Source organism: Nostoc sp. KVJ20, assembly GCF_001712795.1.
Lineage (GTDB): Bacteria > Cyanobacteriota > Cyanobacteriia > Cyanobacteriales > Nostocaceae > Nostoc.
The window spans coordinates 1-20,855 of the sequence record NZ_KV757751.1; the positions used below are offsets into that span (position 1 = coordinate 1).

At 43.2% G+C, this 20,855-nt stretch carries 20 protein-coding genes; 7 read left to right on the top strand and 13 right to left on the bottom strand.

Features of this window, described 5'->3' with window-relative positions; genetic code table 11:
- Positions 1-92: 92 nt before the first annotated feature.
- Complete coding sequence (locus A4S05_RS34490) at positions 93-986, bottom strand: SDH family Clp fold serine proteinase (RefSeq protein WP_069074270.1); 894 nt, start codon at positions 984-986, stop codon at positions 93-95.
- A gap of 354 nt (positions 987-1,340) precedes the next feature.
- On the bottom strand, positions 1,341-3,239 hold the full coding sequence (locus tag A4S05_RS34495) for a serine/threonine-protein kinase (RefSeq protein WP_069074271.1): 1,899 nt from the start codon (positions 3,237-3,239) through the stop codon (positions 1,341-1,343).
- Positions 3,240-3,533: 294 nt separating this feature from the next.
- On the opposite strand from A4S05_RS34495, the gene A4S05_RS34500 reads away from it, so the two are divergent.
- Complete coding sequence (locus tag A4S05_RS34500) at positions 3,534-4,442, top strand: Tll0287-like domain-containing protein (protein ID WP_069074272.1); 909 nt, start codon at positions 3,534-3,536, stop codon at positions 4,440-4,442.
- 35 nt (positions 4,443-4,477) lie between these two features.
- On the opposite strand, the gene A4S05_RS34505 is transcribed toward A4S05_RS34500, so the two are convergent.
- From A4S05_RS34505 to A4S05_RS34515, 3 genes are all read right to left on the bottom strand, one after another.
- Positions 4,478-5,728 (bottom strand): serine/threonine-protein kinase, encoded by a 1,251-nt coding sequence (locus A4S05_RS34505; protein WP_069074273.1) that lies wholly within the window; start codon positions 5,726-5,728, stop codon positions 4,478-4,480.
- A 583-nt stretch (positions 5,729-6,311) separates the two neighbouring features.
- A complete protein-coding gene (locus tag A4S05_RS34510; RefSeq protein ID WP_069074274.1) occupies positions 6,312-7,145 on the bottom strand; it encodes a Uma2 family endonuclease in 834 nt (277 codons plus the stop codon).
- A gap of 39 nt (positions 7,146-7,184) precedes the next feature.
- Complete coding sequence (locus A4S05_RS34515; protein ID WP_069074275.1) at positions 7,185-8,111, bottom strand: alpha/beta fold hydrolase; 927 nt, start codon at positions 8,109-8,111, stop codon at positions 7,185-7,187.
- Positions 8,112-8,586: 475 nt separating this feature from the next.
- On the opposite strand from A4S05_RS34515, the gene A4S05_RS34520 reads away from it, so the two are divergent.
- The 5 genes from A4S05_RS34520 to A4S05_RS34540 all read left to right on the top strand — a co-directional run bounded on the left by A4S05_RS34520 (position 8,587) and on the right by A4S05_RS34540 (position 12,246).
- On the top strand, positions 8,587-9,141 hold the full coding sequence (locus A4S05_RS34520; RefSeq protein ID WP_069074276.1) for a thioredoxin family protein: 555 nt from the start codon (positions 8,587-8,589) through the stop codon (positions 9,139-9,141).
- Positions 9,142-9,212: 71 nt separating this feature from the next.
- On the top strand, positions 9,213-9,941 hold the full coding sequence (gene pyrH / locus A4S05_RS34525; protein ID WP_069074277.1) for a UMP kinase: 729 nt from the start codon (positions 9,213-9,215) through the stop codon (positions 9,939-9,941).
- Entirely contained in the window at positions 9,928-10,476 is a 549-nt protein-coding gene (gene frr, locus A4S05_RS34530; protein ID WP_069074278.1) for a ribosome recycling factor, read from the top strand. The genes pyrH and frr overlap by 14 nt, the downstream gene beginning before the upstream one ends.
- Before the next feature lie 137 nt (positions 10,477-10,613).
- The gene (locus A4S05_RS34535; RefSeq protein WP_069074279.1) at positions 10,614-11,735 is read left to right on the top strand and encodes a geranylgeranyl reductase family protein; all 1,122 of its coding nucleotides are present in this window, start codon (positions 10,614-10,616) and stop codon (positions 11,733-11,735) included.
- Between the two features lie 85 nt (positions 11,736-11,820).
- Entirely contained in the window at positions 11,821-12,246 is a 426-nt protein-coding gene (locus tag A4S05_RS34540; protein ID WP_069074280.1) for a hypothetical protein, read from the top strand.
- Between the two features lie 254 nt (positions 12,247-12,500).
- Here A4S05_RS34540 and A4S05_RS34545 read toward each other — a convergent pair whose 3' ends face one another.
- Entirely contained in the window at positions 12,501-12,734 is a 234-nt protein-coding gene (locus tag A4S05_RS34545; RefSeq protein WP_069074281.1) for an EF-hand domain-containing protein, read from the bottom strand.
- A 36-nt stretch (positions 12,735-12,770) separates the two neighbouring features.
- On the bottom strand, positions 12,771-13,202 hold the full coding sequence (locus A4S05_RS34550; protein WP_069074282.1) for a Uma2 family endonuclease: 432 nt from the start codon (positions 13,200-13,202) through the stop codon (positions 12,771-12,773).
- A gap of 34 nt (positions 13,203-13,236) precedes the next feature.
- On the opposite strand from A4S05_RS34550, the gene lysS reads away from it, so the two are divergent.
- A complete protein-coding gene (gene lysS, locus A4S05_RS34555) occupies positions 13,237-14,754 on the top strand; it encodes a lysine--tRNA ligase (RefSeq protein ID WP_069074283.1) in 1,518 nt (505 codons plus the stop codon).
- An 88-nt stretch (positions 14,755-14,842) separates the two neighbouring features.
- On the opposite strand, the gene purF is transcribed toward lysS, so the two are convergent.
- The 6 genes from purF to A4S05_RS34580 form a co-directional block, all read right to left on the bottom strand.
- Complete coding sequence (gene purF, locus A4S05_RS34560) at positions 14,843-16,342, bottom strand: amidophosphoribosyltransferase (protein WP_069074284.1); 1,500 nt, start codon at positions 16,340-16,342, stop codon at positions 14,843-14,845.
- 166 nt (positions 16,343-16,508) lie between these two features.
- On the bottom strand, positions 16,509-18,902 hold the full coding sequence (gene purL, locus A4S05_RS34565; RefSeq protein WP_069074285.1) for a phosphoribosylformylglycinamidine synthase subunit PurL: 2,394 nt from the start codon (positions 18,900-18,902) through the stop codon (positions 16,509-16,511).
- A gap of 42 nt (positions 18,903-18,944) precedes the next feature.
- Positions 18,945-19,175 carry a type II toxin-antitoxin system death-on-curing family toxin gene (locus tag A4S05_RS43910; RefSeq protein ID WP_256091362.1) on the bottom strand — a complete coding sequence of 77 codons (231 nt, stop codon included), beginning with the start codon at positions 19,173-19,175 and terminating at the stop codon, positions 18,945-18,947.
- Positions 19,176-19,208: 33 nt separating this feature from the next.
- Positions 19,209-19,337, bottom strand: a complete 129-nt coding sequence (locus tag A4S05_RS43915) for a Fic family protein (protein ID WP_256091361.1) — start codon at positions 19,335-19,337, stop codon at positions 19,209-19,211.
- Positions 19,324-19,638, bottom strand: coding sequence for a hypothetical protein (locus tag A4S05_RS34575; protein ID WP_069074286.1), 315 nt, complete (start codon positions 19,636-19,638; stop codon positions 19,324-19,326). Before A4S05_RS34575 ends, A4S05_RS43915 begins: the two co-directional genes overlap by 14 nt.
- Before the next feature lie 652 nt (positions 19,639-20,290).
- Positions 20,291-20,776, bottom strand: a complete 486-nt coding sequence (locus A4S05_RS34580) for an allophycocyanin subunit alpha-B (protein ID WP_069074287.1) — start codon at positions 20,774-20,776, stop codon at positions 20,291-20,293.
- Positions 20,777-20,855: the final 79 nt, after the last annotated feature.

Below are 20,855 nucleotides of genomic sequence, written 5' to 3' on the forward strand. Positions count from 1 at the left end.
ACAGCTACACCGACAGCTACACCAACATCTACACCAACAGCTACACCGACATCTACACCTTAGTCATCAGAAAAAATTCCTACCTCAAAGACTCAAGTCATCTGATTTGGTTCTTCTAAGGGTCTGCCTTTGGGTGTAGGTAGAATTGAACGGCGGTCATTGTAAGGCATAGGAATGTACTGCACGCTGGGTCGTCCTCCTTGTGACTGTGGGTACAAATCCATGAGTTCATAAATAGAATGGGGCAGTCCGACGGTTACGGGCAGCCCCATTTCTGTTGCTTCTTCAATAGTGATGGGATAGTCGTGGGTAACGCGCCCAGTTGTTAAGGCTTCGATAATCGGTTCGATATTTTCTGGAAGAACTTTTTGTTTGGGTATACTGTCTTTCAGCAAAGTTCGTACAAACCGCTGTACTTGTTGTATTGCTTTGCGTGAGAGGTCGGCCATAATTAGAGTTTGGTCATCAATCTCACTGATGGGTTTATCTTCAACTACTTTCAGGATACTTGCTGCGGGGTAATTACCCAATTGGGGATCAACTGGCCCTAAGACAGCGTTAGCATCCATAATAATTTCATCAGAGGCGAGGGCAAGCATAGTACCGCCACTCATGGCGTAGTGGGGTACAAAGACTGTGACTTTTGCTTGGTGGCGAATTAATGCTCTGGCGATTTGTTCTGTAGCCAAAACCAAACCACCAGGAGTGTGCAAAATTAAGTCAATGGGTACATCTGCGGGTGTGAGGCGAATTGCTCGCAATATTTGTTCTGAGTCTTCGATAGTAATGTAGCGAGATATGGGAATTCCCAGGAAGCTAATGGACTCTTGGCGGTGAATCAGCAAAATCACCCGACTGTTGCGTTCCTGCTGGAATTCTTGTAAAGCACGCAAGCGCCGATATTCTATTTGACGTTTTTGCCAAAGGGGTTGCAAAGAAGTCAGAAGTAGGAAAATCCAGAATAAATCACCAATACCAAAACCCATAATAATTTATTGTTCAATAATCACGGTTGCCGTCATTATTGTCGCAAATTTGGGGCGATCGCAGTTCTATCTGTAGATTTAAAAGTATCGAACTACACTCAGCACATAGATATGTAAATTCAAAATTACGTTAGCGAGTCCGCGTACCCCTACAGGGAAGCAATCTACGCACAACGTCTCGTAGAGAACATCATTAAAAATTACGTTAGCGACGCGCAAAGCGAGTCCGCTTACTCTGTAAGAGTTGCAAGCTACGCTTTTAGCATCTCGTAGAGAGCGTCATTACGAATTACGAATTACGTTAGCCCAGCGGTAGCGAGTCCACGAGCGTCATTACGAATTACGAATTACTTACTACCCTCTTCGCCAAATCTTGATAGTGTCGTCATCACCACCACTAACTAGGGTTTGTCCATCGGGACTAAAGGTAACACATCTAACATAGTTGGAATGCCCTATAAGTGTGCTGATTTCTCTGCCACTGTGTACGTGCCACAATTTGATAGTGTTGTCCCAACTGCCACTAGCGAGAAATTGCCCATCCTGGCTAAAGGCAACTGACCAAACTGAATCAGAATGACCAATGAGAGTACGAATTTCTCTGCCTGTATTTACGTGCCACAGTTTAATCGTATTGTCACCACTGCCACTAGCAATAATTTCTCCGTCTTTGCTGAAAGCAATACAGTTGACGAAAAAGGAATGACCTAATAATGTGCAAATATTTCTGCCTGTGTATAGTTGCCACAGTTTAATCGTGTAATCATTACTACCACTGGCCACCAGTTGTCTATCCTTGCTATTGGTTGCAGGCGTTTTCGGAGAGTAAGCAACTGACGAAACTGAGTCAGAATGACCTCTGAAAGTTTGGGTTTCTATACCTGTGTGTACCTGCCACAGTTTGATTGTACAATCAGCACTACCGCTAGCCAGAAACTTACCATCTGGACTAAAGGCAACGGAATTCACCCAATTAGCATGACCAATGAGAGTACGAATTTCTTTGCCTGTGTTGACATCCCATAATTTGATGGTGTTATCCCAACTACCGCTAGCTAAAATTCTTCGGTTCAGGTCTACAACTCCCGCAGATTTACCAGAATCCCCTTGAAAAGAAAGGTTTGAAGAGATTGGGCTAAAGGCGACGGAATGAACCATGCTGGAATGACCAGAAAACCAACGGCCCAGTTGACGGACTAGCTTACCAGTACCCACTTGCCAAAGTTTGATAGTCTTGTCGTTGCTGCCACTAGCAATAAATTGCCCATCTGGACTAATGGCGATCGCATGAACCATACTAGAATGACCTTTGAGGGTCTGTATACATTGCCAGTTCTGCTGATTTAATACAAGTGGTAAAACAGGTGGAGGTAATTTAAGTCTAGGCGTTATCACTAAGGTAGATGATGTTGCTGTGACATCTTCCCCTCTATCCGGGCCTAATAAATCCAACCACTCCTGCACAGACTGGGGTCGATAGGTTGACTCCAAATCCATGCCGCACATAATAGCCTGATTTACCCTATTACTGATACTGGGATTAAAATATTGTGGTGGTTCTAAATTGATATTGTGACGTCTATCATCTGCACTTGTTGGTACAACTGCGGTGAGTAAATTATACAAAGTAGCGGCTAGGGCATAGATATCAATGTATTCTCCTCGTGGCGCTTCTGATTCATACTGTTCAGGTGGGGCAAAACCAGGGGTACGATACACTGTATGCCTTTGGATCATATTAGGAATAAATTCTCTAGCGATGCCAAAATCTATCAGCACTGCTTCTGATTTATCAATGCGGATCATGATGTTGCGTGGTTTAAGATCCCGATGCAACAGTCCTTTAGAATGGATTAGGGTCAAAGCGTCGCCAATTTGCCGGATGTACAACAGTGCTTCCGCTTCTGATAGCACCCCTATCCGCTTCAAGCGCTGTCCTAAGTCTTCGCCTTCAATGTAATCCATCACCATGCAGGGCAAATTTCCCTCATCAAAGATGGTTTCTATCTGTACTATATGAGGATGGTGACACACGGCCAGCCGAACTGCTTCATCACGAAAGTCTTGCCGCAACTTGTTTCGGTGGAGTATCCAGGCGGGGTGATTCAGGATTTCTTCTTTGAGGGTTTTAATCACTCGCTGTTGATTCCGTTGATTTCTGGCAAGATAAGTAATGCCAATTCCGCCTTCACCTAGTTGGCTTTCGATAATGTAGCGTCCCCCGAATAAAGACTTTCCTGCATTCCACACCATTAGTAATATTTGACAATTGCTGGTATTTATTTTGGCACGGTATCAGAACAGCCAACACGAATTTTTAGGAATTCCATTTGAATTGCTGTTGTAGTTTTTTGGAGCTTAGTTATTTAGAGAACATTTTCATTAACCTCAATAATTACTAATAGTATAAAGTTGTATATACCCTAATAGTTTTCGCTAAACTATGCCTTTACACCAAAATATGAAAGTTAATTGCTCATATTAAAGTAAATGATGACTGTAGTCATATTTGTTCATAATAATTTGACTTGTAAGTAATACAAAATTATGCTAAGAAATTTAAATCTGAAACAAAAGTTTACAATTCTGCTATTGATAATTTTGACATTCGGTCTGAGCCTGAGTGGATTTGCTCTGTCTTCTCTACTTAGGGAGAATGCTAAACAAGATATTAGCTCCACAGGTCTCATGCTCATGGAAACGATGAGTTCTGTTCGTAAATACACTAGTACTCAAGTGAATCCAGAGCTAGCTGATAAATTGGCTACTGAGTTTTTGCCGCAAAGTGTGCCTGCATACTCAGCACGAGAGGTCTTTGAAATTTTACGAAAAACAAAAGACTACCGCGAGTTCTTTTACAAAGAAGCAACTCTCAATCCCACTAATCTTCGAGATAAGGCTGACGGTTTTGAGGCGGAAATTGTAGAAAGGTTCAGAAATAAATCAGACCTTAAAGAAGTGAGTGGATTTCGCTCAATTCCTGGTGGGGACATCTTTTATATTGCTCGTCCCTTACCAGTGTCTGAACAAAGTTGTCTGGTCTGTCATAGTGTACCCGAAGCTGCACCTCAAAGTATGATTAATCTTTATGGTGCAGCTAATGGATTTGGGTGGAAGCTTAATGAGATTGTTGGCGCTCAGATTATATCAGTACCTGCAAATAATGTCATCAATAAAGCAAATCAGTCTTCTTTACTAATTATCCTAATTGTATCAACTATATTTATAGCGACTATCCTATTAGTCAACTTATTCTTGAATCGACAAGTTGTTATGCCTCTCAAACGCATGACTCGCATTGCCGAAGAGGTTAGTACCGGACATATGGAAGTGGAATTTGAGCAGATGTCTAATGATGAAATCGGTAATTTAGCTAAAGCCTTTAAACGGATGCAGTTAAGTTTAGAAATGGCAATGAAAAGAATCAAACGCACTCAGGGAAGTACAGGAGACTAAACAATCCAAAATTAAATATTATCCTCTTTAAATCTCTATGAGAATAATCTTTTTCTGAATTCAATAGCTGCTTGAAAGTCAGGAATTTGTCTAGCTATAAGTTCAATCAACTGTTCAGGTGAGATGTAAGGATTTTCATCTAATATTTCTTCTATAATCACATTTGCCATTGGGCCTATGTGGTAGGCTAACCCTTGGTGACAACTTTTGATAAATGCTGGTTGGAGGGTAGGTTGTTGTTGTTCAATTCGCCCAGTTTGCGGACTAGTAGGTGAACTCAGTGAACTAAAAATTGTTTCTCCAGCTTGGTTGTATGACTGCGATATTGCCGACATAGCCTGAAATTCAGGATTAAATACCGTGGCAGGTAAATCATCAAACATGATTGCAGGAGACATTGCCACTTTTGTTTCTCCAAGACGCTGTAAATCTGTGATAACTTCCCTAGCTGTTTGGTATCGTTTGTTAGGCCTATCTGCCAACATTTGATCAAGTACTTGAGCAAAACTATCAGTTACGTAGGTATAAGAACGCCAGTTCCACTCAAGTGAATACTGATCCATTAGTAAAGATGGATCTCTACCTGTGAGTAGCACAATAGCTGTTACACCCAAAGCATAGAGGTCACTAGAGGGGGAACATAAACCCAAGCTAATCTGTTCGCGGGGAGCGTATCCCACTTTACCGACGAGGGACATTTTGCCAACAAAGGTTACCTGGTGGTTAGAACTTCTCCCTTCGTTCACGTCAGCAATTTGTTTACCGACACCAAAATCAATCAGTACTGGCAGATCCTTGCCAGTGGGTAACATAATATTATCAGGAGAAATATCTCGATGGATAATGTTGTGCTGGTGGACATATTCCAAAACAGGCAGCAGATTTTTTAGCCACTGGATAACTTCGTCTTCAGAGAAATTTCTTCCTTGACGTTGAAGTTCTCCTAACAATCTCGAATATGTTTTACCATCAACATACTCTTGTACTAGAAATAGCCGACCATCTCCTTCAAAGCAAGCCAAAAACTTGGGAATTTGAGGATGTTGCAATTGATGAAGAATTTTTGCCTCTCTTTTAAATAAGTTGCGATATTGTTCCAGTCCACTCTCCCCTGTGCCAATGGGTGCAAACTCTTTGAGGACACAAGGTTCATCAAATCTACGAGTGTCAAAAGCCAAGTAAGTTCGTCCTAATCCTCCCTGTCCTAGAAGTTTTTGGATAATATAGCGGTTATCGATTAGAGTTCCAGCAGCTATTTCTGGCCTTGTGATATGTAACTGTGACATCTCATCGCACTCCTAGCGATTTTATTGTTGATAGATTATTTAGTTTGCTGAAAGTCAGAAACTCTAGCAGATAAAGGCTGATAACATCCTTCAAATTGAGGTTAGCACCACTATCAAGACAAGGAAATACACTTTTCTACAATCTTTCGATGGTCTTGTGTGACCAAATAGACAATTTTTACCTGGGTAGTTTAATCATACTACTCACACTTAGGTATTCTAGCAGCCGCAACATAGCCAGTGTCTGCGGTAATATCTGCGAATGTTCAGGGCATCGCCTTTTGGATTTGCAACTGAACCTGATCTATACGCCTAGTAACCCAATTGACACTGAGTTTAGGAACAGTAAGGATATAGCGTAACATCATGGTTTTTCAGAAAAACTGAGGTTCCCATAGACTTCCTGAAGAAAATATTATATGTATTTCAAGTGCTAAATATGCGATCGCTCTCAAAAATTAATCTTTCTGAGAGCCAATCTCATTATGAGATAGCTGTTTCGGAATCTGCTATCAAGGTTTTCAGTACAGGTGATTTGTCAAAAGCAGAAAAATATGCTGTGTATCAAAAAATACTCCTGAAGCTACAAGAATTCATCTAGTTCATCAGGATTCACACCTAACTGACGCAAACGTTCTGCTAATTGTTTTGCTTTTCGTTTAGCTTGAGCAGTTTCTTGTTTAGCTTCTGTAGCTTCTTGTTCTGCAATGATAGCTCGTTCCGTTGCAGCAGCGGCTTCTTCTGTAGGTACGGGAATTAATTCACCCGCCAAAGTGAACCATCTTAACCACAACCTTTCAATATTTTGAAATGAACCCTGCCATAAGCCTAAACTTAAATCTATCTCTGGCATTAGCAGGTATCCATCAGTCAAGTTCATCGGTTCATAGTGACCACCGACTAACTGGAAAGCCCGAAGTTCATTAGTATAGCGACTAAAAACAACATAGTAGGGAATCCGCAAAATTCGTTCATAAACTTCCCATTTACTAGGAGGTTTATCTGCTGCACTTTCTCTTCTTGTGCCTAAATCTTCATCTTCCGTACCTGGAGATAATAATTCAACAACCACGAAGGGATTTGCTGGTTCTTGCCACGTTACATAACTTAACCGTAAATCCTCCCCTTTGTATAATTTTCCTACACCTACCACACCAAACCAATCTGGGCGTTTATACCACAAAGGATGCTGGAGATCATAGTAGAGATTAAGGTCAGCCGCACTATAAACTAGTTCTGGATTCCAGTTAATTGGCTGAAAAGTTAAATATAAAAGTAAGGGTTGTAAAAAGTGAAAATCGTCTGGCAAACCGGGTTCCTCTGGGTTTTCACTTGGTAAATCATACATTGTTGGTAGAGTTTCCCAAGGAGGAAGCGGCGGATCAGATTGGGGAATATAGTGGGGAGAAGAAGTCATAGCCAAATTCTGAACATTTTGAGAGTGGCTGGATACAAATTATGCTTCCAATTTTGCCGAGTCTTTTAAGTGCGATCGCTCCCAAATCCAATCGAGTAAAATCGGATTGACTAACTCCGGCGCTTCATCCTGCGGACAATGCCCCACTCCCTCTAAAGGAATAAACTTTTGTACTTGAGGAAAGTTAGCTAATTCTCTTCCTAACTTAATTGGTTCCCACGGATCAGCTGTTCCCCACAAGATAATCGCCGGACAGGATAACAGTGGTAAAAGGTCTTCTGGTAAAGGGCCTGTAGAATAAGAAGTAAAAGCTAGAAACACAGCCCCAGCACCAGGATCGCTTGCTGGTGAAGTGAGAATATCTACCAACTCATCTGTCACCACTTCAGGATTGGCATAGGCTTGTAGCAGAATCTTCCGCACTGTTTTCGGTTTGGCGAGTTGATTGAAAAAGAACTCGCCGACTGGTTTGATAGATAACAGGCGTTGCAGTAGAGGCGCTCCGTAACGACGAGATAAAGGTAAAGTTACTCGTTTGCGATCGTGCAACAGCCGTAAAGAACAGTTGAGTAAAGCAACTCCCAGGGCAATATCTGGGTTGCTTACTGCTGCTTGCATGGCTACAATACAGCCAATAGAATTTCCCACTAAAAAAGCTGGCTCACCGACAACTTCGCGACAAAAATCTGCTACTTGCTGTCCCCAGGTTTCTAATGTGTAGGCAATTTGTTCACCAGGTTTAGGTTTTGCGGAAGCGCCAAATCCAATCAAATCAATCGCATAAACACGGCAACTTTCCGCTAATACGGGAATATTTTTCCGCCAGTGCCACCAAGAAGCGCCAAATCCATGCACGAGGACAACAGCTGGCCCAGTGGTTCCTTGGGTTTGATAGCAGATAGGAAAATCGTGCCAAATCCAGGTTTTTGTAGAGGTAAGTGCTGTGTTTGAAGTTGAGGTTGTCATGGGAATTTTTGATGAAAACAAGGGTAAAAGCCTTTCAGCAGTAAGACGCAAGTAAAATTGTTTTGAATTTGAAGAAAATTTATCAGATTTTCAAAATAAATCTTTTGCTCTAGTGATAGCCTATACCTATACCACGAAAGCTTCTAGGCTGGTAACACTAGCATCAAGCTGATAGTTTTATCTAGTGAAAGAGAGTTTTCATCTTGTTGATAGAGGGTAATTTACTCACAACTTATATTTATTATGTCAGTATTAGAAATCAGAAATTTTGTAATGTGAGTAATATTTTCGCTATTTGGAGATGTAAGCGAATTAGCATCAGTGATAGATTCAGTAGTTTCACAATTTACGATCGCCAATGTAAGTCTATAAGATTGTCGAATATGAGGCATCGGCTAAGGGGTGGTTTGCAACTGGAAACTGACGCTGAATTTAACAATACTTTTCTTGTTCCTAGTTCTGCGGGCCAGAAAACATGAATATACTGGAAACAATTGATACTCCGGTTGGGAGTTATGCACCAGATTTTGAACTGCCAGGAATTGATGGTCAAGTACACCATCTCAGGCGTTATCTTGAGAAGTTTCGAGCAGTAGGCGTCATTTCCATGTGTAACCACTGTCCTTATGTAGAGTGGTATCTAGGCAAGCTAAAAAACATTCAAGCCGAATTTGGTCCAAAAGGCTTCACACTAATTGGAATGAATGGTAGTGATGGCGATCGCGAAACTCGGTCAAGCTTTGAAAATATGAAAGCTTTTGCCCTGCGTCACCACTTGAACTTCCCCTACCTGTGGGACTCTACGCAAGATGTGACCCGCAGTTTTGGTGCGACAAAAACACCAATGGCTTTTTTAATAGATACTAATGGTATAGTCCGCTACAAAGGTAGAATTGACAATCATCGCCAAGACCCATCATCGATGGGAGAGGATTATTTGAGAACTGCGATCGCATCTCTGTTTAAAGGTCAAGAAATAGATATACCACAAACAGAACCAATAGGTACTACATTGATTTGGCGTAACTAGACATAGATAGTCCCTGTAACTGTTATCTTAAATTGGAGGCAATTGCAACTTTTTTGATAAAGCGGAACTTCATGGGAACGAATTACCGACGGGTTTTACTCAAACTGAGCGGTGAAGCCTTAATGGGCAACATGGGCTATGGCATTGATCCAGAAGTGGTCAAAGGAATAGCACAAGAATTAGCAGAGGTGATAGCCACTGGCACTCAAATCGCCATAGTTGTTGGCGGCGGCAATATTTTTCGTGGCGTCAAAGCAGCGTCGGCGGGGATGGACAGGGCAACCGCTGACTATATCGGGATGATTGCCACGGTAATGAATGCCATGACGCTACAAGATTCTCTGGAACGCATAGGAGTACAGACGCGGGTGCAAACTGCGATCGCTATGCAAGAATTAGCAGAACCATATATCCGTCGTCGTGCCATCCGTCATCTTGAAAAAGGGCGGGTGGTAATTTTTGGTGCTGGTTCTGGGAATCCCTTTTTTACTACAGATACCACTGCGGCATTAAGAGCCGCAGAAATTGATGCTGAGGTGATTTTTAAAGCCACCAAAGTAGACGGAGTATATGATGCAGATCCTCATATTTATCCCGACGCCAAGCGTTACAATAGCCTCACCTACGCGCACGTTTTAGCCAAAGATTTGCGGGTGATGGATAGTACTGCGATCGCCTTGTGTAAAGAAAATAATATCCCAATTCTGGTATTTGACCTAACGGTGCGAGGAAATATCCACCGGGCAGTCTTGGGAGAATCCATCGGTACCCTTGTGGGAGGTTCTTGTGAAATTAGCTGAAGCTGAGAGTACGATGCAAAAGACCGTTGAGGCGACTCAACGATCTTTTAACTCAATTCGCACTGGTCGAGCCAATGCGAGTCTATTAGATAAGGTATTGGTGGATTATTACGGTTCGCCCACTTCCTTAAAATCACTGGCAAACATTAGTACGCCTGATGCTACGACGATCTTAATTCAACCCTACGATCGCAGCAGTTTAAATATAGTCGAAAAAGCGATTTCTTTGTCAGATGTCGGTTTAACCCCCAGCAACGACGGTTCCGTGATTCGGTTGAATATTCCGCCGTTGACAAGCGATCGCCGTAAAGAACTCGTCAAAATAGCATCTAAATATGCTGAAGAGGGTCGTGTTGCTATTCGCAACATCCGCCGCGATGCCATAGACGCCATTCGTAAACAGGAAAAAAACGCCGAAATTCCTGAAGACGAAGCACGAGATCAGCAAGATAAATTGCAAAAACTAACAAACAAGTACACTGCCAGAATAGACGAATTGCTGGCAGAAAAAGAAAAAGACATTACGACTGTTTAAAGTCTCAAGTCTTAAGTATAAAGGCTGAAGGATAATGGATAAATTCTTCAGCCTTTATCATTTCTTAGGTATCTACCAAAAATTAATTAAGTATCTCAATAGAAAAGAAACTAATTCAGGAGCAAAAATTCAGCCTTATGTACGACTGCATCATCGTCGGCGCTGGGCCAGCTGGTGGAACAGCGGCATATCATTTAGCCAAACAAGGTCGCTCAGTATTAGTGCTGGAAAAAGAATCCTTGCCAAGATATAAACCTTGTGGCGGTGGTGTATCTCCAGCGATCGCTCAATGGTTTGACTTTGATTTTAACCCAGCGATTTCTTTGAAAGCCGACTCCCTTCGCTTTACCTGGAAATTGGGCGACCCCGTGGAAGCCAAAATCGCCACAAAAGAACCAGTCTGGATGGTGCGACGAGATATTTTTGACCATTTCCTAGTGCAGCAAGGACAGAAGCAAGGGGCTGAACTACGAGACAATACGGAAGTTACGGGTATTGAATTTAAAAGTGACTATTGGCAAGTTAACACAGCCAGTGGCCCAGTTACAGGTCGCTACTTAATTGCGGCTGATGGTGCTAAAGGGCCGATGGCAAAATGGCTAGGCTTCAAAGAACGCAAACGTTTCCTCACAGGGGCTTTAGAGGCAGAAATCCCTGGAATTATAGAAAACCAACCCGTAATTCATTTTGAGTTTGGCTTGGTCAAAAACGGCTATCTCTGGAACTTTCCCAAAGCTGATGGTTATTCCATCGGTGTTGGGACGTTTATTGGCCGTCAACCCCAGGACTTCAAAAAGATTTTGGATGAGTACGCCAAATCGTTGAATGTAGACCTCAAAACCAGCAAACAATATGGTCATCCCCTATGTATTTGGGATGGTAATCAAAAGATGCACACCCAAAATGCGGTTTTGGCTGGGGAAGCTGCTTGTGTAGTTGATCCCATGACCGCAGAAGGCATTCGCCCCTCAATTGTTAGTGGTTTGCTGGCAGCCGCAACCATTAATGAAGCACTTTCTAATGACACTAACGCTTTAGAAAGATATAGCGAAGCCATTAATGAAGAGTTGGGTACTGAGATGGCTTGGGCGCAAAAGTTAGCTGGAGCGTTTTATCGGTTTTCCAATATTGGCTACAAAGTTGGTGTTAAGCACCCCTCTGCTCCCCAAATCATGGGTAAGATTATGTGTGGAGAACTGCGCTATGGCGACATTGCAGGTCGTGCCCTCAAGCGTTTAGTTTCTGGTTTTGGAGGTTAATTAACCAGACAAGTTGCTCAAAGCAACTTGTTAAAGGTAGGCAAACTTCCGCCATACTGTACTAGGCATTTCTAAATATGACAATATGGCAATTTACTTGACAAAACGGCTATCTGTGTTCGCTAATATTCTTGCTCTTGTCCTCTTCATGCCGGGAATTGCCTTAGCCGCACCCGTTCAAATCAATACGACTTATGGTGTGATTTTCGCCCAGGCGGCCAAAACTGCAAGCTACTCCACCTCATCGGAGATTAGCCTGACTCCCTTACAACGCCAGGAACTCCAGGCTGTGCGTCAGAGAAGAAATAAGGAAATTGCGGCAGTATTAAACTCATCTCAGCGTGACCAACTTAATCACAATCTCCGGGCTGGTAACAATATCAAGCAAGCGCTAGAAAAACTAAATTTGCAACCAGAACAGCAAGACTTAGTAAAGGCGATCGTCCAATTTACTAACTTGAAAATTAAAGCTATTTCATCTAGACATCTGCTACAAGTTTGGCAGAAGTAAAGGGTTTAATAATACTGGAAAATTTTGATAATAAGCGATCGCCTTTTTTATATTAAGGTAATCGCTTTTATTATTACAGACTTATCATCTAGCATGATAAAACAAGTTTCGTTTTATACAATATTCTGTTGTAAGCTGATCAGCAAAGTGTCACTAAGGGGCCAATAAAAGCAAATCCCTCAAGAGTTGCCTAGAGAGGGATTTAGTGTGGGCTAGAGAGATTTTGGGGTAGTGTAGCGTTGATTTTTGGACTGCTAGTTTAAATTATTTGCTTTCTCAACTGCTTCCTTTAACTCTTCAAAGGTAATACTACCGTCTTTGTCCGAATCATACTGTACTAGTAACTCCTGGGGACTAGTGGTATTTGTTTCTGATGAGATGATTGCACTTAAGCCAGGACTTAAAAAAAGATCATTAATGGAGATTTTGCCGTCTTGATCGCTATCTAAGGTATTAAAAAGAGATTGAAGCTCTTGCTCAGTAGCCATAAGTTTTTATCCGAATTGATTTTTCAATTTAATATCTCAAAATCTTGACAAATACGCAAGGACAGTTAATAAAAAGATTTTATTGGGTGCGGGATGAAGATGGATATACTTTCGCGAATCGATGCGGACACCAGCGATATCTGGCTCAGGTTCGGAGTATTGGCTCAAATAAATGGGATTTTGCACCCGAAGTAAGGCAATTTCTACTAGCAGCCGCTTGAGGTAGTCAGATGCACAAGGCGTTGTCGCTGCATGGACAGGATTTTTGGCGCTCATCGGGATAACTCGCCCATCAATCAGTTCTACCCGTTCAACCTCTGTAATAATACCCGTTTCAAACATCCGATGATATTCGTTGACAGTCCACAGGCGCACTCTAGTTTGTGTGATTGTATGTTTCCTGCGGCGGGCTACGCCTACGCGCATCACTTTTAGGCGATTATTGCTTACTCTCAACTTTGGCAGCATCTATAATTAATCTTGCCCTATTTAGTTCGTTACCATGTCGGAAGAAGATATCCGAGCCGCGAGGCTGGAGAAAGTAGAACAACTCAAGCAGCTAGGCACTAATCCCTATGCTTATCGTTGGGAATCTACCCATCATGCAGCGCAGTTGCAAGAACAATTTGCCGATTTATCCAATGGTGAAGAAGTTGATTTAGAAGTTGCCATAGCTGGACGCATTATGGCACGTCGCGTTTTCGGTAAATTAGCTTTCTTCACCTTGCAAGACGAAACCGGTACAATTCAGCTTTATCTGGATAAAAATCGTATTCAAGAAGGTATGGCAGATATTGATGCCGATGCCTTCAATCACCTGAAGCAACTTACAGATGCAGGCGACATCCTGGGAGCCAAAGGTACTATTAAACGGACTGAAAAGGGCGAGTTATCTGTCTACGTTAAACAATATACGATCCTCACTAAATCCCTGTTGCCCCTACCCGACAAGTGGCATGGATTAACGGATGTTGCCAAGCGTTACCGTCAGCGCTACGTTGACTTGATTGTTAACCCAGAAGTCCGACAAACTTTCCGCCGTCGCGCTCAAATTACTGCTGGTATTCGCCGCTATTTAGAACAGCGGGATTTTCTGGAAATTGAAACACCAGTTTTGCAAAGTGAGACTGGGGGTGCAGATGCACGTCCATTTGTCACCTACCACAACACTTTAGAAATGGAGTTGTATTTGCGAATTGCCACAGAACTCCATCTCAAGCGGTTGATTGTGGGTGGTTTTGAAAAGGTGTTTGAATTGGGGCGGGTTTTCCGCAATGAGGGAATTTCAACTCGACACAATCCCGAATTTACGACGATTGAAGTTTACCAAGCCTACGCCGACTACAACGATATGATGGCGCTGACTGAAGGAATTATTACCACTGTCGCCCAAGAGGTACTCGGCACATTGGAAATCACCTACCAAGGAGAACCGATAAATTTAACACCACCTTGGCGGCGGGTGACAATGCACGATTTAGTTAAAGAATTTACGGGCTTGGATTTTAATTCGTTCCAAACTTTGGAAGAAGCAAAAACAGCAAGTAAAAATGCTGGTATTCCTGGTATCGATGAAGCTCAATCAATTGGTAAGTTACTAAATTTAGCCTTTGAAGAGAAAGTAGAAGCCAATTTAATTCAACCTACCTTTGTAATTGATTATCCCGTAGAAATTTCGCCTCTAGCAAAACCCCACCGTTCTCAACCTGGTTTAGTGGAAAGATTTGAGTTATTTATAGTCGGGCGAGAAACTGGGAATAGCTTCTCAGAACTTACCGATCCTATCGATCAAAGAGAACGTTTTGAAGCACAAGCTGCACGGAAAGCTGCTGGTGACTTAGAAGCCCAAGGTGTAGATGAAGACTTTCTGACAGCTTTGGAATATGGGATGCCGCCTACTGGTGGTTTAGGGATTGGGATCGATCGCTTGGTGATGTTATTAACTGATTGTGCCAGTATTCGGGATGCGATCGCCTTCCCCTTACTCAAGCCAGAAAAATCAGAATTATCCCCAGATTAAGTCTGGGGATTGGGGACTGGGTATTGGGGACTGGGGACTGGGGATTGGGGACTGGGTATTGCTTCTCATATCCCTAATCCCCCAATTCCTACACCACTACTTTTTCTAAGATCAGCTTAGAACGTTTCACTTGCTCAGGAATCACCACGGGATAATCTCCGGTGAAGCAGGCAGAACAGAAACTATTGGTGTCTTCTCGTGTCGCTTCTAGCATTCCTTCCCAACTCAGATAGGCAAGGCTGTCTACTTCCAGTTGCTTGGCAATTTCTGCTACTGACTTGGTAGCAGCAATTAGCTGATCCTGAGAATCGGTATCGATGCCATAGAAGCAGGGATGAGTTACAGGCGGAGAAGAAATTCGCATGTGTACCTCTACTGCACCTGCTTCACGCAAAGTTTTCACTAGTTTACGGCTGGTAGTACCGCGAACAATCGAGTCATCTACAATAATTACTCGTTTCCCTACCAGCACATCTTTGAGGGGATTGAGTTTCATCCGCAGACCCGATTCCCGCATGGTTTGGGTTGGTTGAATGAAGGTTCGCCCAACATAGCGATTTTTAATCAGTCCTTCGCCGTAAGCGACACCAGACGCTTGGGAAAATCCAATAGCAGCAGGTATACCAGAATCAGGAACACCAAAGACAATATCGGCATCTACAACAGATTCTTTAGCTAATTGGTGTCCTAACCGCATTCGATAGCTGTACAAACTCTCGTTGTGCATAACGCTATCAGGACGGGCAAAGTAAATCATTTCAAAAATGCACAATTTCCGCTCAGATTTTTGACTCCAATGATAGGAAGCCAAACCTTCTTCAGTAATCCAAACTAATTCACCTGGTTCTACGTCTCGCAGGTATTCGGCTCCAATGATGTCTAAACCACAAGTCTCGGAAGCCAAAACATAACGAACTGGATTACCAGCCAAAGTCCCGATTACTAAGGGGCGAATGCCATTAGGATCGCGTACACCCATAACGCCTATAGGAGTGCCAATTACTAAACTAAAGGCTCCTTGACAGCGGTGAAATGCGTGAATTGAAGCTTCTAGCCAATCTGCACCAGCATTGATCGCTTCTGCGATCGCAAAAGCGATCATTTCTGAGTCTGTTGTGGTGACTAAGTTACATTTATTTTCAAGCAACTCTTGACGTAGTTGCACAGTATTGACTAAATTACCATTGTGTGCAAGAGCCAATGAGCCTAAACGGGTTTCTAATACTGCGGGTTGGGCATTAACTTTGCGGCTAGAACCTGTTGTGGAATAACGAGTGTGACCAACAGCAAGACTACCGGGCAATTGATCCAAGACAGATTCATTGAAAACTTGAGACACCAAGCCCATGTCTTTGTGGAGATGTACCTTTGTACCCTCAAAGGTGGCAATACCAGCTGATTCTTGACCCCGATGCTGGAGGGCATACAATCCAAAGTAGGTCAGTTTAGCAACGTTTTCTCCTGGGGCGTAGATCCCAAAAACACCACAAGCTTCTTCTGGCTTGTCAGACTGATTTTCATGACTATTGATTGGGTCGTTGGTCTGGTCGGGGTATTCATCCGAAGTGACAGAATGAATAGAAATCATGCTAGCTTTGCTCCTGGTGGGGGGGTCAAGTCACTGGGATTATATAAATGGTTGCGGAGTTCTTAACAAATCTTTAACCATCCATTAAAACAGTACCGTAATTATGCTCAGAGACGCTAATAAAAGAGTAAGGAGTTATGCTTTTTATTCCTAACTCCTCACTTTTTTAACTAGGGGTAGTGGTGTGGATGGCGATACGTCTGGCGATCGCATGGGAATAGCGATCGTTCATATCTTCGATACTAACTTTGATTAAGGTTTGGTTATCAGTGGTGAAAACCCCCAAACCCGCCTCAAAATTACCAACTGTACCCAGTTTTTGCCAATTTTTACCCAGATGTTCCTGTAAGTATGATTCCCAAATTTCTTGTTGTGCTGATGCTACAGAAACTAAAATCCTGGCACCACCTTCGGCAAACAGCACTTCATCTAAGCGGTTTAATTGCGTTGGTGCTATTTCTAAATTGATTTCAGCGCCAAGGTTTGCAGCAATACAACATTCGGCTAATGCGATCGCCACTCCTCCCTCAGCAGAATCGTGGGCTGAACGTACCCAACCATTACGAATTCCTTCACGACAAACTTTCTGGACGCGGCGTTCCAAGTCAAAATCTACCCGTGGCGGCTTTCCGGCAACAGTATCGTGGATAGTGGCTAAATATTCAGATGCTCCCAAACTGATTTGGGATGCCAGAGGCAATCCGAGAAGATAAATCACATCGCCGGATGTTTGCCAACCTTGGCCACAAATTTTGGTGATATCGGGAATTAAGCCCACCATTCCCACAACAGGAGTGGGATAAATGGGTTGTGGGATGCCTTCAGAATCTAGGGTTTCGTTGTACAAAGAGACGTTTCCGCCTGTGACTGGTGTTGCTAATTCTCGGCAACCTTCCGCCAAACCGCGACAAGCTTCTGCTAATTGCCAGTAACCAATAGGTTTTTCTGGAGAGCCAAAATTTAGGTTATCTGTCACAGCCAGAGGTTCTGCACCCACACAGCTAAGATTGCGGGCTGCTTCTGCCACCACTGCCTTCGCTCCCTCATAAGGGTCAAGATAAACATAACGAGGATTGCAATCTACCGTAGCAGCAACACCGGGTTGGACATTGGGAATTCTTCTCTGCTCCTCTGCCCCCCCGCTCCCCCGCTCCCTATCCTCTTCCAGGGGGCGCAAACGGATAACAGCGGCATCTGCACCACCTGGCAGTGTTACCGTATTATTTTGTACTTGATGGTCATACTGACGATATACCCAATTTTTAGAAGCGATCGTAGGTGTATCAAGCAAAGTTAACAGAATATCATTCCAACTTTGCAGTCCTCCTGGAAGTTCTATTCCAGCAGTTGTGGAAGGAGGTAAGGATTCAGCAGTCCACTCCCAAGCTTGACGCGCATATTCTGGTGCTTCTGCCAATAACTCCCGGTTATACAGTGGTGTATTCTCCGCCAAAGCCTCAGCGGGAATTTCTGCTGCTACTTCACCCTGAAAGAGAATCCGCACAATGGGTTCAGCGATGACTGTCCCCGCGACAACGGCTTGAAGTCCCCAGCGGTGGAAAATATCGATTAATTCCTGCTCACGCCCCTTGTGTGCAACGAACAGCATTCGTTCTTGAGATTCCGAAAGCAGATATTCATAAGGAACCATCCCCGTTTCTCTGACGGGAATCTTATCTAAATCTAGTTCAATTCCCACACCGCCTTTTGCCGCCATCTCTGAGGTAGAACAGGTGATCCCCGCCGCTCCCATATCTTGGGCGGCGACAACTGCACCCGTCTTAAACGCCTCCAGACAAGCTTCAATTAACGACTTTTCCAAAAAGGGATCGCCCACTTGCACAGCAGGGCGATCGTCTATGGATTGATCACTCAATTCTGCACTAGCAAAACTCGCACCTCCCATACCGTCGCGCCCAGTGGTGGAACCAACATACAGTACAGGGTTGCCTAAGCCAGATGCTCCAGATTTGACGATTTCTGATGTTTCCATCAACCCCAGTGCCATAACGTTCACCAGAGGATTACCAGAGTAAGCAGAGTCAAAGTAAACTTCACCGCCAACGGTGGGTACTCCCACACAGTTACCATAATGAGAGATTCCTGCCACCACACCGCTAAACAGCCGTTGGGTTTTGGCATCTTCTAAGGAACCAAAGCGCAGCGAGTTTAATAGGGCAATGGGACGCGCACCCATTGTAAAAATATCTCTGAGAATACCTCCGACTCCCGTTGCAGCTCCCTGAAAGGGTTCGACCGCTGAGGGATGGTTATGGGATTCAATCTTAAAAGCTAGTTGGAGTCCGTCACCCAAGTCTACAACACCAGCATTTTCACCAGGCCCCACGAGAATGCGGGGGCCCTCGGTGGGAAATTGTTTGAGTAGAGGTCGAGAATTTTTATAACAGCAATGCTCAGACCACATCACGCCAAACATTCCTAATTCAGCTTTGTTGGGATGACGGCCTAACCGACGGACAATTTCTACGTATTCTTCTGGTTTAAGACCAACAGCCGCAATTTCTTGGGGGGAAAAGGCTGGTTTTGAGGTTGCAGTCATGGAAGTAATGCACTCTGGGGGACAGAGCATTATTCTATCGATTTACTTGCCCTGTAAGTGCAGTTCCATGAATGCAGATAGTTCTTCTTTGGATATTTCTTTCTGAACTACTTGAATCACCAAGTTGTAAGCTTGCTCTTGAGATAAGTTGAGAATATAGCCATTTAAGGTTATGAAGGTATCCATAACCGCAAATGCAGTGCGTTTGTTGCCATCAATAAACGGATGGTTCATCGCTAAATGGTACAGGTATGCTGCTGCTTGCTCGTGAATTGTAGGATGGAGAAGTTCGCCGCCAAAAGTAGCTTAAGGTTGTGCCAATGCTGAATCTAGCAAACCTTCGTCTCTGACACCAGATGTTCCACCAAAGCTGTTTATCTCATCTTGGTGAATGTCTAGGACTTGAGAAATAGAAAGAAATCTAGGAGTCTGCAAGGCGACGGTAAACCTCCTGCCATTTCTGTTTAGAAGCTAAATAAGCCTGCCATACCTCTTCATCTGAGGCAATCTGATTTGAGGCAGTATTTTCTAACTTGTCTTCTTTTTGCTCAATCTCGCGGAAAAATTGGGCAAAATCAGGAATATTTAATAATACTTTTTCAGTAACTTCGTTTTCTTCTGTTTTTTGTAAATAAGCAATAATTGCAACTGCTATTCGCAACTTCTCAGTAGAAAGCTGACGCAAAAGGCTTTCGGCTTCTGATAAATAATTGCTGTGCTTTTGGTCTGTTGCCATCGTTACCCCAAGCTAAGTATGTTGCAAGACATTGTGAATCAGTTCTGCTGCTAACTCTAGCTTATCGCGCTGAGTGAGGGCTTCCAGGTCAACAATAATTGAAGCTTTTATACACGGATATCCGTCTTACACCAAATGCTTTAATCTTTAAAGATAACTTGATTTTGTCATCTCAGTGAAATTTCTAGCTCTTGAACTTGCATAAATCTGCTGTCAATCAGAGATTATTCGGGTATATGCAGCTTAGATGTAACAATCAAGTGACGAGAATCACACATATCGATGATTCGGATCGTCTCTTTGCGATCGCTAACTAAGCATAATTAATGACAACTGAACTCTAGCCGAGTCATTAATAGGGAACACACTTAAATTGCCGACAGCCTTAATCAAGGACTGTCGGTTTTTTGTATTTGTCATTGGTCATTGGTCATTTGTCATTAGTAAAATGCCCCATGCCCCATGCCCAATACCCATATCCATAAAATTTCCCCACAGTTGATTGGTAACTTGACAGAGATTTTGCCACAGCCACTACCAAATGTGGGGAAGGTATGATCAAATTGGGGATCTTATGCCTATCGAGTGCTAATATCTTGCACTCACTCTAGTAGACCGGAAGTATATTCCTAGAACCAGCACACACTTTGCATTAAGACATCGCTTGAATGATGTAATCAAAGTAGGGTGCTGCTTGAGCAGCGTCTTCCGCACTCAGTAAGCTAAGGGAGGCTGTTTTGAGGCAATTGATCGCTGTTACCATTCCAGGCACGGGAACGCCCAATGAATTGTACATTTCCCGCACACCAATCAAACCGATTTTTTCAATTGGCTCTTTATCACCGGCAAGCACACCATAGGTAATTAGGCGTAAGTACCAGCCAAAATCACGGATACATAGAGAGCGTTGGCGTTCTCCGTAAGCATTGCCACCAGGGGAGATAAACTCAGGACGGTTCTGCCAAAGTTGTTTGGTTGCTTCCTGAACTATCTTTTTTTCATTTTCGGCTAAGGTAGCCGCAATCCGCGTCCGTTGTACGCCGGTTTGCAAAAAGTCTTTGATATTTTTAAGTTCGCCACTGCTGGGATAACGCAGTTCGTCGTCGGCTTTGAGAATAACTTGGCTAATTACAGTCATGATGATTGAAATCACCTGAAATATTATCTGTTAGTTTAGCGAGTTGGAGGTACACAAGTGAAGGGATCGGAGATACTTA

Coding starts and splice junctions, on each gene's coding strand:
- A4S05_RS34515 (WP_069074275.1), bottom strand. CDS start 8,111: ATGACAACCTCAACTTCAAACACAGCACTTACCTCTACAAAAACCTGG.
- A4S05_RS34550 (WP_069074282.1), bottom strand. CDS start 13,202: ATGCTGCCAAAGTTGAGAGTAAGCAATAATCGCCTAAAAGTGATGCGC.
- A4S05_RS34520 (WP_069074276.1), top strand. CDS start 8,587: ATGAATATACTGGAAACAATTGATACTCCGGTTGGGAGTTATGCACCA.
- purF (WP_069074284.1), bottom strand. CDS start 16,342: ATGATTTCTATTCATTCTGTCACTTCGGATGAATACCCCGACCAGACC.
- A4S05_RS34500 (WP_069074272.1), top strand. CDS start 3,534: ATGCTAAGAAATTTAAATCTGAAACAAAAGTTTACAATTCTGCTATTG.
- A4S05_RS34505 (WP_069074273.1), bottom strand. CDS start 5,728: ATGTCACAGTTACATATCACAAGGCCAGAAATAGCTGCTGGAACTCTA.
- A4S05_RS34540 (WP_069074280.1), top strand. CDS start 11,821: ATGGCAATTTACTTGACAAAACGGCTATCTGTGTTCGCTAATATTCTT.
- lysS (WP_069074283.1), top strand. CDS start 13,237: ATGTCGGAAGAAGATATCCGAGCCGCGAGGCTGGAGAAAGTAGAACAA.
- A4S05_RS34580 (WP_069074287.1), bottom strand. CDS start 20,776: ATGACTGTAATTAGCCAAGTTATTCTCAAAGCCGACGACGAACTGCGT.
- pyrH (WP_069074277.1), top strand. CDS start 9,213: ATGGGAACGAATTACCGACGGGTTTTACTCAAACTGAGCGGTGAAGCC.
- A4S05_RS34510 (WP_069074274.1), bottom strand. CDS start 7,145: ATGACTTCTTCTCCCCACTATATTCCCCAATCTGATCCGCCGCTTCCT.
- A4S05_RS34495 (WP_069074271.1), bottom strand. CDS start 3,239: ATGGTGTGGAATGCAGGAAAGTCTTTATTCGGGGGACGCTACATTATC.
- A4S05_RS34575 (WP_069074286.1), bottom strand. CDS start 19,638: ATGGCAACAGACCAAAAGCACAGCAATTATTTATCAGAAGCCGAAAGC.
- purL (WP_069074285.1), bottom strand. CDS start 18,902: ATGACTGCAACCTCAAAACCAGCCTTTTCCCCCCAAGAAATTGCGGCT.
- A4S05_RS34490 (WP_069074270.1), bottom strand. CDS start 986: ATGGGTTTTGGTATTGGTGATTTATTCTGGATTTTCCTACTTCTGACT.
- A4S05_RS34535 (WP_069074279.1), top strand. CDS start 10,614: ATGTACGACTGCATCATCGTCGGCGCTGGGCCAGCTGGTGGAACAGCG.
- A4S05_RS34545 (WP_069074281.1), bottom strand. CDS start 12,734: ATGGCTACTGAGCAAGAGCTTCAATCTCTTTTTAATACCTTAGATAGC.